The 15401-nt window shown below is 34.7% G+C and carries 26 protein-coding genes; 1 reads left to right on the forward strand and 25 read right to left on the reverse strand.

Annotated elements, in window-relative coordinates; all coding sequences use genetic code 11:
* Positions 1–3: 3 nt before the first annotated feature.
* The 25 genes from secY to rpsL all read right to left on the reverse strand — a co-directional run bounded on the left by secY (position 4) and on the right by rpsL (position 13846).
* Entirely contained in the window at positions 4–1350 is a 1347-nt protein-coding gene (secY, locus tag B0E44_RS16425) for a preprotein translocase subunit SecY (protein WP_077377740.1), read from the reverse strand.
* A gap of 13 nt (positions 1351–1363) precedes the next feature.
* A complete protein-coding gene (gene rplO, locus B0E44_RS16430; protein WP_077377743.1) occupies positions 1364–1816 on the reverse strand; it encodes a 50S ribosomal protein L15 in 453 nt (150 codons plus the stop codon).
* A gap of 11 nt (positions 1817–1827) precedes the next feature.
* Positions 1828–2010, reverse strand: a complete 183-nt coding sequence (gene rpmD / locus B0E44_RS16435) for a 50S ribosomal protein L30 (RefSeq protein WP_026706255.1) — start codon at positions 2008–2010, stop codon at positions 1828–1830.
* Between the two features lie 12 nt (positions 2011–2022).
* Complete coding sequence (rpsE, locus tag B0E44_RS16440) at positions 2023–2550, reverse strand: 30S ribosomal protein S5 (protein WP_035668102.1); 528 nt, start codon at positions 2548–2550, stop codon at positions 2023–2025.
* Positions 2551–2556: 6 nt separating this feature from the next.
* Entirely contained in the window at positions 2557–2907 is a 351-nt protein-coding gene (gene rplR, locus B0E44_RS16445; protein WP_077377746.1) for a 50S ribosomal protein L18, read from the reverse strand.
* An 11-nt stretch (positions 2908–2918) separates the two neighbouring features.
* On the reverse strand, positions 2919–3461 hold the full coding sequence (gene rplF / locus B0E44_RS16450) for a 50S ribosomal protein L6 (protein ID WP_077377749.1): 543 nt from the start codon (positions 3459–3461) through the stop codon (positions 2919–2921).
* Between the two features lie 18 nt (positions 3462–3479).
* The gene (gene rpsH / locus B0E44_RS16455; protein ID WP_077377752.1) at positions 3480–3878 is read right to left on the reverse strand and encodes a 30S ribosomal protein S8; all 399 of its coding nucleotides are present in this window, start codon (positions 3876–3878) and stop codon (positions 3480–3482) included.
* Between the two features lie 103 nt (positions 3879–3981).
* A complete protein-coding gene (rpsN, locus tag B0E44_RS16460) occupies positions 3982–4251 on the reverse strand; it encodes a 30S ribosomal protein S14 (protein ID WP_026707007.1) in 270 nt (89 codons plus the stop codon).
* A gap of 3 nt (positions 4252–4254) precedes the next feature.
* Complete coding sequence (rplE, locus tag B0E44_RS16465) at positions 4255–4806, reverse strand: 50S ribosomal protein L5 (protein WP_077377755.1); 552 nt, start codon at positions 4804–4806, stop codon at positions 4255–4257.
* A 2-nt stretch (positions 4807–4808) separates the two neighbouring features.
* Positions 4809–5123, reverse strand: coding sequence for a 50S ribosomal protein L24 (gene rplX / locus B0E44_RS16470; protein WP_077377758.1), 315 nt, complete (start codon positions 5121–5123; stop codon positions 4809–4811).
* Between the two features lie 11 nt (positions 5124–5134).
* Positions 5135–5503: a 50S ribosomal protein L14 gene (rplN, locus tag B0E44_RS16475; protein WP_007803649.1), complete on the reverse strand. Its 369-nt coding sequence runs from the start codon at positions 5501–5503 to the stop codon at positions 5135–5137.
* 2 nt (positions 5504–5505) lie between these two features.
* Positions 5506–5766 carry a 30S ribosomal protein S17 gene (gene rpsQ, locus B0E44_RS16480; protein ID WP_026707010.1) on the reverse strand — a complete coding sequence of 87 codons (261 nt, stop codon included), beginning with the start codon at positions 5764–5766 and terminating at the stop codon, positions 5506–5508.
* A 17-nt stretch (positions 5767–5783) separates the two neighbouring features.
* Positions 5784–5975 carry a 50S ribosomal protein L29 gene (gene rpmC / locus B0E44_RS16485; RefSeq protein WP_035668115.1) on the reverse strand — a complete coding sequence of 64 codons (192 nt, stop codon included), beginning with the start codon at positions 5973–5975 and terminating at the stop codon, positions 5784–5786.
* Positions 5976–5988: 13 nt separating this feature from the next.
* A complete protein-coding gene (gene rplP / locus B0E44_RS16490; protein WP_077377761.1) occupies positions 5989–6414 on the reverse strand; it encodes a 50S ribosomal protein L16 in 426 nt (141 codons plus the stop codon).
* A gap of 19 nt (positions 6415–6433) precedes the next feature.
* Positions 6434–7189: a 30S ribosomal protein S3 gene (gene rpsC / locus B0E44_RS16495; protein WP_077377764.1), complete on the reverse strand. Its 756-nt coding sequence runs from the start codon at positions 7187–7189 to the stop codon at positions 6434–6436.
* 5 nt (positions 7190–7194) lie between these two features.
* Positions 7195–7608 carry a 50S ribosomal protein L22 gene (gene rplV / locus B0E44_RS16500; protein ID WP_007803631.1) on the reverse strand — a complete coding sequence of 138 codons (414 nt, stop codon included), beginning with the start codon at positions 7606–7608 and terminating at the stop codon, positions 7195–7197.
* A 6-nt stretch (positions 7609–7614) separates the two neighbouring features.
* Positions 7615–7893 carry a 30S ribosomal protein S19 gene (gene rpsS, locus B0E44_RS16505; RefSeq protein WP_035637298.1) on the reverse strand — a complete coding sequence of 93 codons (279 nt, stop codon included), beginning with the start codon at positions 7891–7893 and terminating at the stop codon, positions 7615–7617.
* Between the two features lie 6 nt (positions 7894–7899).
* The gene (rplB, locus tag B0E44_RS16510; RefSeq protein WP_077377767.1) at positions 7900–8724 is read right to left on the reverse strand and encodes a 50S ribosomal protein L2; all 825 of its coding nucleotides are present in this window, start codon (positions 8722–8724) and stop codon (positions 7900–7902) included.
* A 6-nt stretch (positions 8725–8730) separates the two neighbouring features.
* A complete protein-coding gene (rplW, locus tag B0E44_RS16515) occupies positions 8731–9021 on the reverse strand; it encodes a 50S ribosomal protein L23 (protein WP_077377770.1) in 291 nt (96 codons plus the stop codon).
* Between the two features lie 6 nt (positions 9022–9027).
* Complete coding sequence (gene rplD, locus B0E44_RS16520; protein ID WP_077377773.1) at positions 9028–9657, reverse strand: 50S ribosomal protein L4; 630 nt, start codon at positions 9655–9657, stop codon at positions 9028–9030.
* Complete coding sequence (gene rplC, locus B0E44_RS16525; protein ID WP_077377776.1) at positions 9657–10274, reverse strand: 50S ribosomal protein L3; 618 nt, start codon at positions 10272–10274, stop codon at positions 9657–9659. Before rplC ends, rplD begins: the two co-directional genes overlap by 1 nt.
* Positions 10275–10428: 154 nt before the next feature.
* Positions 10429–10734, reverse strand: a complete 306-nt coding sequence (gene rpsJ, locus B0E44_RS16530; protein WP_007803605.1) for a 30S ribosomal protein S10 — start codon at positions 10732–10734, stop codon at positions 10429–10431.
* An 11-nt stretch (positions 10735–10745) separates the two neighbouring features.
* On the reverse strand, positions 10746–12902 hold the full coding sequence (gene fusA, locus B0E44_RS16535; RefSeq protein WP_077377779.1) for an elongation factor G: 2157 nt from the start codon (positions 12900–12902) through the stop codon (positions 10746–10748).
* A 10-nt stretch (positions 12903–12912) separates the two neighbouring features.
* Positions 12913–13389 carry a 30S ribosomal protein S7 gene (rpsG, locus tag B0E44_RS16540; protein WP_026727879.1) on the reverse strand — a complete coding sequence of 159 codons (477 nt, stop codon included), beginning with the start codon at positions 13387–13389 and terminating at the stop codon, positions 12913–12915.
* A 73-nt stretch (positions 13390–13462) separates the two neighbouring features.
* Positions 13463–13846, reverse strand: coding sequence for a 30S ribosomal protein S12 (rpsL, locus tag B0E44_RS16545; protein WP_007136570.1), 384 nt, complete (start codon positions 13844–13846; stop codon positions 13463–13465).
* Between the two features lie 317 nt (positions 13847–14163).
* Here rpsL and B0E44_RS16550 point away from each other — a divergent pair.
* Positions 14164–15401: hypothetical protein (locus B0E44_RS16550; RefSeq protein WP_077377782.1), on the forward strand; the 1238-nt coding region annotated here is incomplete at its 3' end.

Raw genomic sequence — 15401 nt, forward strand, 5'->3', positions numbered from 1 at the left:
AAGTTAAGCTACTGCTTTTCTATTTTTACCACTTTTCATCAAACCATCATAATGTTTATTCAACAAGTATGAATTAATTTGTTGAATAGTATCTATTGCAACTCCAACCATAATTATCAATGAAGTCCCTCCAAAAAACATAGCCCAAGATTGTTGAACATCCATAAGACTTACAACAATGGCTGGGAACACAGCTATCAAAGCAAGAAATAAAGATCCTGGAAAAGTTATTAAAGACATCACTTTATCAAGATAATCAGATGTTTCAACACCAGGTCTTACACCTGGAATAAAACCACCACTTCTCTTTAAATCATCAGACATCTTATTAGTAGGAACTGTAATTGCAGTATAGAAGAAAGTGAACACAACAATCAATGTTGCGAAAACAAAATTATACCAAAAACCGAACATATTACTAAAAGCACCAACAATAGACTGGGAAGCATCTGACTTTGACAAACCAGCAACAGCAGCAGGAATAAACATAATCGCTTGTGCAAATATTATTGGCATTACACCAGCTGCATTAAGCTTTAAAGGAATCCATTGTCTGTTACCACCCATCATATCTTGTTCGAAATCACCAGAAGTTGTACGACGAGCGTACTGTACTGGAATTTTTCTAATTGCCATTACCAATAATACACAAGATATTATCACAAGTAACCAAATAATGATCTCAACAACCAATAACATTGGCCCACCATTGTTATTAGTTACTCTTGTTGTAAACTCTTGAATAAAAGCTTGTGGCAACCTAGCCAAAATACCAACCATTATCAAAAGGGAAATACCGTTTCCAATTCCTTTATCAGTTATCTTTTCTCCTAACCACATAGCAAATATTGTACCTGTAACTAAGATAATAACTGAAGAAAAAAGAAATTCAAAAGAGTCAAACCCTAAAATAAAAGCTGAACTAGGCAAAGTTCTGTAAAGATTGTAGATATAAGTTGGTCCTTGAACTAAAGTAATAACAATAGTTAACCAACGGGTAATTTGATTGATTTTCTTTCTACCACTCTCCCCATCACTCTGAAGTTTTTGCAAATAAGGAATCGCAATTCCCATAAGTTGCACTACAATAGATGCAGAAATATAAGGCATAATTCCCAAAGCAAAAACTGAAGCTTTAGAAAATGCACCTCCGGTAAACATGTCTAGAATAGATCCTAATCCATCTTTAGTTTGCCCAGCTAAACCTGTCAATTGAGTTGCGTCAATTCCAGGAAGTGTAACATGAGCACCAAAACGATAAACAAGAAGTAGACCTAAAGTAATTAAGATTCTATTTTTTAGTTCTTCTATTTTCCAAACATTACTTATTGATTCAATAAATTTCTTCATCTTAATTGCAATATTACATGGTTACAGCTTCTCCACCAGCAGCTTCGATAGCAGCTTTTGCAGTAGCAGTAAATTTGTGAGCAGTTACTTTTAATTTTGCTTTCAATTCTCCTCTACCTAAAATCTTTACGATTTCATTTTTGGTAGCAAGACGATTAGCTACATAAACTGTCATATCAACAGTATCTGTAATTACTCCATTATCAACTAATAATTGAAGAGTATCAAGATTAACACCTTCGTATTCTTTACGATTGATGTTAGTGAAACCAAACTTAGGCACACGTCTTTGAAGTGGCATTTGTCCACCTTCAAAACCAATCTTTTTAGAATAACCAGAACGAGATTTTGCTCCTTTGTGACCTCTTGCAGAAGTACCACCTTTACCAGAACCTTCACCTCTACCTAATCTTTTATTTTGATTGTGTGTAGAACCCTCAGCAGGTTGTAAGTTACTTAAATTCATAACAGTATTTGTTATTTAGCTTCTTCAACAGAAACTAAGTGTTTAACTTTATTTATCATCCCAAGGATAGCAGGATTTGAATCATGCTCTACAACTTGTCCCATTTTACGTAGGCCTAAAGCTTCCAAACCTCTTTTTTGAGTAAGAGGACAGTTGATTTTGCTTCGAACTTGTTTTACTAATAATTTAGCCATAATTTCCTTGAATTAACCTTTAAAAACTTTTTCTAAAGAAACACCTCTTTGTTTTGCAACAGTATAGGCGCTTCTCATTTGTAATAAAGCATCAAAAGTTGCTTTCACTACGTTGTGAGGATTTGAAGATCCTTGTGACTTTGATAATACATCATGAATCCCAACTGACTCAAGAACTGAACGAACAGCTCCACCAGCAATAACTCCCGTACCATGAGATGCAGGAATTAAGAATACACGTGCACCACCAAATTTACCTTTTTGTTCGTGAGGAACTGATTGCCCGTTCAAAGGAATTTTTACAAGATTTTTCTTAGCGTCTTCTACTGCTTTCGCAATTGCTTCAGAAACGTCTTTAGATTTCCCTAATCCGTGACCAACCACTCCATTTTCATCACCTACAACTACAATAGCAGAAAAACCAAAAGCTCTACCACCTTTTGTAACTTTAGTAACACGATTTACACTTACCAAACGGTCTTTTAATTCAAGACCACTTGGTTTTACTAGCTCTACATTCTTGTATTTACTATTAGACATACTATATTAGAATTTAAGTCCAGCCGCTCTCGCGCCTTCCGCTAATGATTTAATACGACCGTGATATAAATAACCTCCTCTATCGAACGTTACTACTTCTATACCAGCTTTTAAAGCTTTTTCCGCTACTAGTTTTCCAACTGCAGTTGCAACTTCAATATTCGTACCTTTTCCTATTTCTTTTTCTCTTGAAGAAGCAGCTAATAAAGTAACTCCGTTTACATCATCAATTAATTGAGCGTAAATTTCATTGTTACTTCTAAAAACAGATAGTCTTGGATTTGTAGCAGTACCACTAATCGTTTTTCTAATTCTGAATCTAATACGTTGCCTTCTTTCAGGTTTTGTTAATGACATAATCTTATTTTTTAAGCTGATTTACCTGCTTTTCTTCTTAATACTTCACCTACAAATTTAACACCTTTTCCTTTGTATGGCTCTGGCTTACGGAAACCTCTAATCTTTGCCGCAATTTGACCTAAAAGTTGTTTATCTAATGATGTTAATTTTACAATTGGATTTTTACCTTTTTCAGATATAGTCTCAAGAGTTACCTCTGGAGCTACTTCTAAAACAATATTGTGAGAGAACCCAAGCGCTAAATCTAACTTTTGACCTTGGTTTGAAGCTCTATAACCAACCCCTACCAATTCTAAAGATTTTGTAAATCCTTCTGTTACACCTATAATCATGTTATTGATTAAAGATCTATACAAACCGTGCTTTGCTCTTTGGTCTTTATGATCAGAAGATCTTTCTACTAGAACTTGATCTCCTTCAACTGTTACAGTTACATCCGAAAACTCCTGTGTAAGTTGACCGTTTTTTCCTTTTACCGTAATAATACCATCAGCAACTGTAACAGTTACTCCAGCTGGTATTGTTACTGGGCTTTTACCTATTCTTGACATCTTATATAGTCTTTAAAATTAGTATACGTAACAAATTACTTCTCCACCAACATTTAATTGCTTGGCTTGTTTCCCAGTCATAAGACCTTTTGAAGTTGAAACAATAGCAATTCCTAATCCGTTAAGGATTCTTGGGATTTTAGAAGCACCTGCGTACTTACGTAAACCTGGTTTACTAATTCTTTGGATATCTTTGATTACTGGCTCTTTAGTATCTTTATCATACTTTAAAGCAATTTTGATAGACCCCTGAACAGCGTTGTCTTCAAATTTGTAACTTAAGATATAACCTTGATCAAATAAGATCTTTGTTATTTCTTTTTTTAGATTAGATGCTGGAATTTCGACAACTTTGTGGTTTGCAGCCACAGCGTTTCTAACTCTCGTCAAATAATCTGCAATTGGATCTGTATACATAAGTATTGATTTGCGGTAACGGTTTTCGATTAAATGTAATCGAACCTGAAACCAGTTTATAAATGTGAAAAACAGACGTGATTACTCACGTCTGAATATTTTTCTACCAAGATGCTTTTTTAACACCTGGTATTAGTCCATTATTAGCCATCTCACGGAATGTTACACGTGAAATACCGAATTGACGCATATACCCTCTTGGTCTACCTGTCAATTTGCAACGATTGTGCAAACGAACTGGCGAAGCATTTTTCGGTAATTTCTGCAAACCTACGAAATCTCCAGCTTCTAACAAAGCTTTTCTTTTCTCAGCATACTTAGCTACCGTTTTTTCTCTCTTAACCTCACGGGCTTTCATTGATTCTTTAGCCATATCTTAATTCTTTTTAAAAGGTAAACCTAATTCAGCCAACAATGACTTTGCTTCTTTGTCTGTTTTTGCAGTAGTTACAAAAGAAATGTCCATTCCAGATATTTTATTTACTTTGTCAATATCAATTTCAGGGAAAATGATTTGCTCTAAAACACCAAGATTATAGTTTCCTCTACCGTCAAAACCAGTTGCTTTAATACCACTGAAATCTCTAACACGTGGTAATGCAGAAGTAATAAGTCTATCTAAAAACTCATACATTCTTTCACCGCGCAAAGTAACTTTTGCACCAATAGGCATCCCTTTTCTCAATTTAAAAGACGCAACGTCTTTCTTAGAGATAGTAGATACTGCTTTTTGTCCAGTTATCTTAGTTAATTCATCAACTGCATAGTCGATCAATTTTTTATCAGATACTGCTGCACCAACTCCTTTACTCAAAACGATTTTTTCCAATTTTGGAACTTGCATTACGTTTGTGTAACCGAATTCTTCTTTAAGAGCAGAGATAACTCTACTCTTATATTCTTCTTTTAGTCTAGGTATATATGCCATTACTATAGTACTTGATTAGATTTTTTTGAAAATCTTACTTTCTTATCTCCTTCAACTCTAATACCTACTCTAGTTGTTTCCTTAGTTTTAGGATCAATTAAAGATATATTAGAAATTTGAATAGAAGCTTCTTTCTTTACAATACCACCTTGAGGGCTTTTTGCACTAGGTTTCGTATGTTTAGAAACCATGTTTACACCTTCAACAATTGCTTTGTTTTTCTCACGGTAAACACGTAAAACTTTACCTTCTTCACCTTTATGGTCTCCAGCTATTACTCTTACTATGTCTCCTGATTTTATTTTTAGCTTTATCATCTTAAAACGAATTAAAGCACTTCTGGTGCTAATGATACAATTTTCATGAATTGTTTTTCACGAAGTTCTCTTGCTACCGGACCAAAAACACGAGTTCCTCTCATTTCACCTGCAGCATTCAAAAGAACACATGCATTATCATCGAAACGGATATAAGAACCATCAGCTCTTCTCACTTCTTTTTTGGTACGTACAACAACTGCAGTTGAAACAGCACCTTTTTTAACGTTTCCGTTAGGTGTTGCGTCTTTTATAGATACTACAATCTTGTCTCCAACAGAGGCATACCTTCTTTTGGTACCTCCTAAAACACGGATAGTTAAAACTTCTTTTGCTCCCGTGTTATCTGCTACTTTTAGTCTTGATTCTTGTTGTACCATAATTATTTAGCTCTTTCTAGGATTTCAACTAATCTCCAACATTTTGATTTACTCAAAGGACGCGTTTCGCTAATTCTTACAGTATCTCCTATGTTACAGTCGTTTGTTTCGTCATGTGCAACAAATTTCTTTGTTTTCAACACGAACTTACCGTATAATGGGTGTTTTACTTTAGTTACCTGAGCAACCACAATGGATTTATCCATTTTGTTTGAAGTAACAACCCCAACTCTTTCTTTTCTTAAATTTCTTTTTTCTTCCATCTTTCAGCAGAATACAATTATTGTAACTCTCTTTTAGTAAGTTCTGTAGCTAATCTTGCAACTGTTCTTCTTACACTTCTAATTTGAAGTGGATTCTCAATTGGAGAAATAGCGTGAGCCATTTTTAGGTCGGCATATGCCTTCTTAGTCTGGCTAAGTTTTTCTTGCAACTCCGCTGCAGAAAGATCTTTTATTTCTGATTGTTTCATAATATAATATAGATTATGCTTCGAAATCTCTAGCAATAACGAATTTAGTTTTTACTGGAAGCTTTTGTGCTGCAAGACGTAATGCCTCTTTTGCAACTGACAAAGGAACTCCTCCAACTTCAAACATAATTCTTCCGGGTTTAACAACGGCAGCCCAATATTCAACGGCACCTTTACCTTTACCCATACGTACCTCAAGAGGTTTCTTAGTGATAGGTTTGTCTGGAAATATTTTAATCCATAATTGTCCTTCTCTTTTCATGTAACGAGTTGCAGCGATACGTGCAGCTTCGATTTGACGAGAGGTTAAGAACATTCCATCTTCATGTACAGATTTAATACCAAACATTCCATTAGAAAGTTCATGTCCTCTTTGAGAATTTCCTTTCATTTTACCTTTTTGTACCTTACGGTATTTTGTTCTTTTAGGCTGTAACATTTTTCTTTAGTTTAAAAATTTACTTTCGTTTACGAGCGTCTGGTTTTCCACCTTTATTAAAAGGCTTTCTGTCTCCTCTAGGAGAATCACCACCTTTACCACCACCAGGTTGTTTTTTGTCCATTCCTGCAAGTGGAGAAAGATCTCTCTTTCCATAAACTTCACCTTTCATGATCCATACTTTGATACCCATTCTACCATAAGTAGTATGAGCTTCAGCCAAAGCATAATCAATATCAGCTCTGAAAGTTGATAGAGGAATTCTACCTTCTTTGAAACCCTCTGAACGAGCCATCTCTGCACCATTCAAACGACCAGAAATCAAAACTTTGATACCTTCTGCGTTCATACGCATAGAAGCAGCAATAGCCATTTTGATTGCACGTCTGTAAGAAATACGGCTTTCGATTTGACGACAGATGCTTGTAGCAACTAGATACGCGTCAAGTTCAGGTCTTTTAATTTCAAAGATGTTGATTTGAACCTCTTTGTCAGTAATTTTCTTAAGTTCTTCTTTCAACTTGTCTACCTCTTGTCCACCTTTCCCAATAATAATACCAGGTCTTGCAGTAGTGATAGTAACGGTTACAAGTTTCAAAGTTCTCTCGATGATTACTTTCGATACACTAGCTTTTGATAAACGAGCATGGATATACTTTCTGATTTTATAATCTTCGGCTAATTTATCACCGTAATCATTTCCACCATACCAGTTTGAGTCCCATCCTCTGATGATACCAAGTCTATTTCCAATTGGATTTGTCTTTTGTCCCATGCTGCTTAAGAATTGCTTTGTGTGTTATTGATAGCTCCCAACACGATTGTCACGTGATTAGAACGTTTTCTTATTCTGTGTGCTCTACCTTGTGGAGCTGGACGAAGTCTTTTCAACATCATTCCACCATCTACACGGATTTCTTTAACAAATAATCCAGCTTCTTCAAGATTACCTTCACTATTTTTTTGCTCCCAGTTATTGATTGCAGATAATAATAGTTTTTCTAATTTTCTTGAAGCTTCTTTCGAACTGAATCTTAATATGTTAAGTGCTCTTTCTACCTTCTGACCTCTTACCAAGTCCGCTACTAAGCGCATTTTTCTAGGTGAAGTAGGGCAGTTATTCAATTTTGCGAAAGCTATAGACTTATTAGCCTCTTTTCTCGCATCTGCTGTTTCTCTTTTACGAACTCCCATTGCTTCTTATTTTTTACCTTTATTTTTTGCTCCAGCATGACCTCTAAAAGATCTAGTTGGTGAAAATTCTCCTAATTTGTGACCTACCATGTTTTCTGTTACGTAAACTGGTACAAATTGACGACCGTTATGAACTGCGATTGTTTGCCCAACGAAGTCTGGAGTAATCATTGAAGCTCTAGACCATGTCTTAACAACTCCTTTATTTCCACCTGCTATGTTTTCTGCAACTTTCTTGTCTAACTTATAATGAACGAAAGGTCCTTTTTTTAATGAACGTGCCATATCTTATTATTTCTTTCTACGTTCTACGATATACTTGTTACTCGGGTTTTTCTTAGAACGAGTTCTATAACCTTTAGCTGGTATTCCATTTCTTGAACGTGGATGTCCACCAGAAGAACGTCCTTCACCACCACCCATTGGGTGATCGACAGGGTTCATTGCAACAGGTCTTGTTCTAGGTCTTCTTCCTAACCATCTTGTTCTACCTGCTTTTCCAGATACAACTAATTGGTGGTCTGAATTAGAAACTGCTCCAATTGTAGCTGAACAAGTCAACAAGATTAATCTTGTTTCACCTGAAGGCATTTTAATTGTTGCATATTTTCCATCTCTTGCCATTAATTGAGCAAATGTTCCAGCAGAACGAGCGATTACAGCCCCTTGTCCTGGTCTCAATTCGATACAAGATATAACAGTTCCTAAAGGAATTCTGCTTAAAGGTAAAGTATTACCAATTTCAGGTTGAGATTCTGGACCAGAAACTACTTTCTGACCAACTTTCAATCCGTTTTGAGCAATAATATAAGTTTTCTCACCATCAGCATAAGCTAATAACGCGATAAACGCAGTACGATTTGGATCGTATTCGATTGATTTCACAGTAGCTGGAATTGCTTCTTTAGTACGTTTGAAATCAATAATACGATATCTCTGCTTGTGACCACCACCCGTATAACGCATGGTCATCTTTCCTTGACTATTTCTACCTCCAGAGTTTTTTATCGGCGCTATCAAAGAGCGTTCCGGCTTATCAGTTGTAATGGCGTCATAACCATTCACAACTCTAAATCGCTGACCTGGGGTAATAGGTTTTAATTTTCTTACTGACATTTTATCTTAGATATTGTTGTAAAAATCAATTGTTTCTCCTTCTTGTACTTGAACAATCGCTTTTTTAATTGCGTTAGTCTTTCCACTGATTAAACCACTTTTAGTGTATTTAGTAGTTCTATCCGGTCTCACATTCATTGTATTAACACTCAAAACATTTACTCCATAAGCAGCCTCAACAGCTTTCTTAATTTGTACTTTGTTTGCTTTTCTGTCAACAACGAATCCGAAGCGGTTTAAAACTTCACTTTCTTTGGTTACTTTTTCCGTTACTATAGGTTTAATTATGATGCTCATATCCTATTATTTACTTAAATTTTCTTCAATTACTTCCAAAGAACTCTCTAAAAGCACTAAATTATTAGCATTTAAAATATCGTAAGTACTTAATTCATAACTACTTACAACATTTGACGCTTTCAAATTTCGTGAGGACAAATATACGTTTTTATTCGTATCACCCAACACAAACAGTGATTTTTTGTTTTCTAACTCTAAAGCTTTCAAAACATTAATGAAATTTTTAGTGTTTGGCGTTTCAAAATTAAAATCTTCAAGTACGATTATATTCGACTCTTTTGCTTTAATTGAAAATGCAGATTTTCTAGCAAGACGTTTCAAGTTTTTATTCAATTTGAACGAATAACTTCTTGGTCTAGGTCCAAAAACCGTACCTCCACCTTTAAACAAAGGGTTTTTAGCACTACCCGCACGAGCTGTACCTGTACCTTTTTGTTTTTTAATCTTACGTGTACTTCCCGCAACTTCAGCTCTTTCTTTAGCTTTGTGAGTACCTTGTCTTTGATTAGCCAAATATTGCTTTACATCAAGATATACAGCGTGATTATTTGGTTCGATTGCGAAAACTGAATCAGAAAGTTGAACTTTTCTTCCAGTATCTTTTCCGTTGAAATCTAATACTTTTACTTCCATTACTTCTGAATGATTACATAAGAGTTTTTGCAACCAGGAATACACCCTTTAACAACAAGTAGGTTCTTATCAGCAACTACTTTTAAAACTCTAAGGTTTTGAACTTTTACATTATCTCCTCCCATTCTTCCAGCCATACGCATTCCTTTGAATACTCTAGATGGATAAGAAGAAGCTCCTACAGAACCTGGCGCTCTTAAACGGTTGTGTTGACCGTGAGTTGCTTGTCCAACACCACCAAAACCGTGACGTTTCACAACCCCTTGAAAACCTTTACCTTTAGATACACCTTGTACATCTACAAATTCTCCTTCAGCAAAAATAGAAACATCAATAAGATCTCCTAATTTTTGTTCTGTTGCAAAATCTTGGAATTCAACGACTTTTTTCTTAGCTACAGTTCCAGCTTTCTTAAAGTGACCAACAGCCGCTTTTGTGGAATGTTTCTCGTTTTTGTCATCGAAACCAAGTTGCAACGCTTCATACCCGTCAACACCTTTGGTTCTGACTTGGGTAACAACGCATGGTCCAGCTTCGATTACTGTACAAGGAATATTCTTCCCGTTTTCGTCGAAAATACTAGTCATGCCGATTTTTCTACCAATTAACCCAGACATAAATATTAATTATTAATTATTAAATATAAATATAGAACGCAGCTTTTAAGCAAATCCTATTTTTTAAGTGGGTGCAAATGTATAACTTATTTACACACAAACCAAAAAAATATTTTTTACCTAAAAACGGCGTTCCTTTTTACTCTTAAAGTACTTAAACTTTGATTTCAACTTCAACTCCACTTGGCAATTCAAGTTTCATTAAAGCATCAATAGTTTTAGATGAAGATGAATAAATATCAATTAATCTCTTATATGACATTACTTCAAATTGCTCTCTAGCTTTTTTGTTTACGTGTGGAGAACGCAATACTGTAAAAAGTTTTTTGTGAGTTGGCAATGGGATTGGCCCAGTTACAACAGCACCAGTAGTTTTTACTGTTTTTACAATCTTCTCAGCAGACTTATCTACCAACATATGATCGTAAGATTTCAATTTTATTCTGATTTTTTGACTCATTTTCTTAAAGATTATGCGTTTCCTTTTGCTTTTTTGATAACTGCTTCTGAAATATTAGAAGGTGTTTCAGCGTAGTGTGAAAATTCCATTGTAGATGTTGCACGACCTGAAGACAAAGTTCTTAAAGTTGTTACATATCCAAACATTTCAGACAATGGCACATCTGCTTTAATAGTCTTAGCACCATTTCTATCACCCATGTCATTTACTTGACCTCTACGACGGTTAATATCACCAACAATATCTCCCATGTTTTCTTCTGGTGTAATAACCTCCATTTTCATGATTGGCTCAAGAATTACAGCTCCAGCAGCTTTAGCTACTTCTCTATAACCCATTCTAGCTGCAAGTTCAAAAGAAAGCGCATCAGAATCCACAGGGTGGAAAGATCCATCCAATAAAGTAACCTTCAAACTATCCACTTGATATCCTGCTAAAGGACCAGTTTTCATAGCTTCACGGAAACCTTTTTCAACAGAAGGAATATATTCTTTTGGTACGTTACCCCCTTTTACAGAGTTAACAAACTGCAATCCAACTGGAGTTTTACCATCAACTTCATCTGCTGGCTCAAGAATAAATACGATATCACCGAATTTACCACGACCTCCAGATTGTTTCTTGTACGTTTCTCTATGTTGTGCCTTTTTAGTAAAAGCTTCTTTATACTCAACTTGAGGCTCACCTTGGTTAACTTCAACTTTGAATTCACGTTTCATTCTATCAACCAAGATATCTAAGTGAAGCTCACCCATACCTGAGATAATAGTTTGTCCTGAAGCCTCATCAGTTCTAACTGTAAAAGTTGGATCTTCTTCAGCCAATTTAGCTAAAGCCATACCCATTTTATCTACGTCAGCTTTAGTTTTAGGCTCAATAGCAATACCAATTACCGGTGCAGGAAATTTCATTGACTCAAGAATAATTGGGTGTTTTTCATCACACAATGTATCTCCAGTTTTAATATCTTTAAATCCAACTGCTGCTCCAATATCTCCAGCCTCAATATATTCGATTGGATTTTGCTTGTTAGCGTGCATTTGGTAGATACGAGAAATTCTTTCTTTATTTCCTGAACGAGTGTTCAAAACATAAGAACCAGCATCTAAACGTCCTGAATAAGCACGGAAGAAAGCTAAACGACCTACGAATGGGTCAGTAGCAATTTTAAATGCTAAAGCAGCGAATGGTTCTTTAACATCTGGCTTACGCAAGATTTTAGTTTGATCTTCTTCTAATAATTCAGCATCATCAGGATGAATCCCTTCGATACCTTCTTTATCCATTGGAGATGGCAAATATTTACATACTGCATCTAACATGAATTGAACTCCTTTGTTTTTAAAAGAAGAACCAGCAATCATAGGAATGATAGCCATATCCATTACAGCCGCTCTTAATGCAATGTTGATTTCTTCCTCTGTAATAGAGCTTTCATCTTCCATGAATTTCTCAAGCAAATTCTCATCATAATCAGCAACCGCCTCAATAAGAATCGATCTGTATTCTTTTACTTCGTCAAGCATATCTTCAGGAATAGGCACCACTTCATAAGTAGCTCCCATACCAGCATCATCCCAAACAATAGCTTGGTTTCTTACTAAATCCACAACACCTCTGAAATCATTTTCTTCACCAATTGGCAAAGTGATTGCAACAGCATTAGATTTTAGCATATCTCTAACTTGCTGACATACCATCAAAAAGTTAGAACCTTGACGGTCCATTTTGTTAACAAAACCAATTCTTGGAACTCTATATTGATCTGCAAGTCTCCAGTTAGTTTCAGATTGTGGCTCAACACCATCAACAGCACTAAATAAGAAAACCAAACCATCAAGTACACGCAAAGAACGATTTACTTCAACTGTAAAGTCAACGTGTCCCGGGGTATCGATAATATTAAAGTGATAAGGCAATGTTTCAGGTAAAATTTTACCCTGAGTAGTTGGGAAATTCCATTCACAAGTAGTAGCAGCAGAAGTAATTGTAATACCTCTTTCTTGCTCTTGTGCCATCCAGTCCATTGTTGCAGCACCATCATGTACTTCACCAATTTTATGTGATTTTCCTGTATAGAATAATATACGCTCTGTTGTTGTTGTTTTACCAGCATCAATGTGAGCAGCAATTCCTATATTTCTTGTATATTTAAGTTCTCTAGCCATTTCTTAAGAATTAAAATCTAAAGTGAGAGAATGCTTTGTTAGCTTCTGCCATTTTGTGAGTGTCCATTCTTTTCTTAACAGCTGCTCCTTCTTCTTTAGCCGCAGCTAAACATTCTGAAGCCAATCTCTGAGCCATAGATTTTTCGTTTCTTCTTCTTGAATAAAGAATCAACCATTTCATAGCCATAGAAATTTTTCTGTCTGGTCTGATTTGCATTGGAATTTGAAATGTAGCTCCACCAACTCTACGACTACGTACTTCTACGTGAGGCATAACGTTTGTTAAAGCATCTTTCCAAATTTCTAATGAAGTTTTTTCATCATTTTGCTTCTTAGTCTCTATAATGTCAATTGCATCATAAAAAACTTTAAAAGCTGTTGATTTCTTACCATCCCACATTAAGTTATTCACAAAACGCGTTACCAATTGGTCATTAAACCTTGGATCTGGTAAAAGTGGTCTTTTCTTTGCCGCTCTTTTTCTCATGTCTTTTTTTTAATAAAATTTCACACCCATACAGCCACGAAGAATCGTACCTCTACAGGAATAACGTTTTAAATTACTTTTTCGCTTCTTTTGGTCGTTTTGCTCCGTACTTAGATCTTCTTTGCGTTCTTCCTGCTACTCCTGACGTATCAAGCGCACCACGAACGATGTGATATCTTACTCCTGGCAAATCTTTTACCCTTCCACCCCTAACTAATACTATCGAGTGCTCTTGTAAATTGTGTCCTTCTCCAGGGATGTAGGCATTCACTTCATTACCATTTGTCAAACGTACACGCGCTACTTTACGCATTGCAGAGTTTGGTTTTTTTGGTGTTGTAGTGTAAACACGCGTACAAACCCCTCTTCTTTGAGGACAAGAATCTAAAGCAACCGATTTACTCTTCTTAGTTATCTGAGTTCTTCCTGTTCTTACTAATTGTTGAATTGTTGGCATAATTAATACTAAAAATTTCTTATTATATTAAAATCCCGCTTTTTACGGGGTTGCAAATGTATAAATTAATTTCCACTTTACAAACCAGAATCAATTAATTTTTAAAAGAAGTAAATATTTGTTTATTAACAGGATAGCTATTTCTTAATTAAATCACTTTTTGAATCCAAAATGACTTATAAAACAATAAAACTTCATCAACCCAACACTATGATTATTCCAACAAAGAGCAGATATTTGCAACAACTTATTTAAAGAAACCAAAATTGAAATCCAAACTTCTAATTTTATTATTCCTATTTAGTTACACGACTTCAATGAGTCAAACTTTTCAATTAAAAATAATCGGAAAAACAAAAAAAGAAACTTCAATTATTGATTCAACAAACTACACAACTAAACATCAAAGCACAAAACAACTAACTGAAGAAATAAATTTTACAAGAAAAAAACTCTCAGAGAAAGGCTATATTGAAAACCAAATACTAGAAAAAAAGAGAGAAAACGACAGTAACTTCACAACTATAATCTCGCTTGGAAACAAAATAAAAAACATACATATATATATAGGTATAAAAAAAGACATCCACCCAATTGATTTACTTGAAACAAATCAAGACTCGATAATATTACCATATTCGCAAATAGAGCCATTTTTAAAACAAACTACACAAAAATTAGAGCAAAATGGTTTTGCTTTCGCAAAAGTAAAACTCATAAATATTCAAAAAAAACAACAAAATATTTATGCTGATTTAGTCATCGACACAGGAAAGAGAAGAACAATAAATACGATTGAAATAAAATACATAAATGAACTTAAAAAAAATCTTCTCCCAAAAGGAGCCGAAAAGCAAATCAATAAAAAATACAAGAACACAATATTCAGTCAAAAGACAATTGAACAACTTCATGAAGATTTTGAAAAATTTGAATACATCAATCAAATTAAATATCCAGAAATCCTATTCACAAAAGACACGACTAAAGTATTTGTGTATTTAGAAAAAAGAAAAGCAAATATTTTTGACGGGTATTTAGGTTTCAACAATACTGAAAATAAAAAAATACAATTTAACGGATATCTAGACTTAACTTTAGTCAACACACTTAGAAACGGTGAAGAGCTATCCATATATTGGAAAAACGATGGGGATAATCAAAAAATATTCAATGCCAACTTAACCCTTCCATACTTATTCAAAAGTCAAATAGGAATTAAAGCTCAAATAAACATTTTCAAACAGGACAGTATTTTTCAAAATACAAAAACAGCAGTTCAGCTAAGCTACTCTACAGACCACAATAAACAATTCTATCTTGGCTACGAATCAACAGAATCAAGCGACATTCAAAACTCAAATAACCAAAACCTAAGTGATTTTAAAAATACTTTTTATACTTCCACATTGGATATCAAAAAAAACTCAACAAAAAAAAATCTATTTCCAATAAAATCATATTTAAAAATAACACTTGGCTCTGGAAATAGAAGCACAATAGCAAGCCCATCGATAAAACAAAATTTTGTAAATTTTAACATAATGAATAATTT

This window comes from Flavobacterium sp. A45 (genome assembly GCF_002001005.1).
GTDB lineage: Bacteria > Bacteroidota > Bacteroidia > Flavobacteriales > Flavobacteriaceae > Flavobacterium.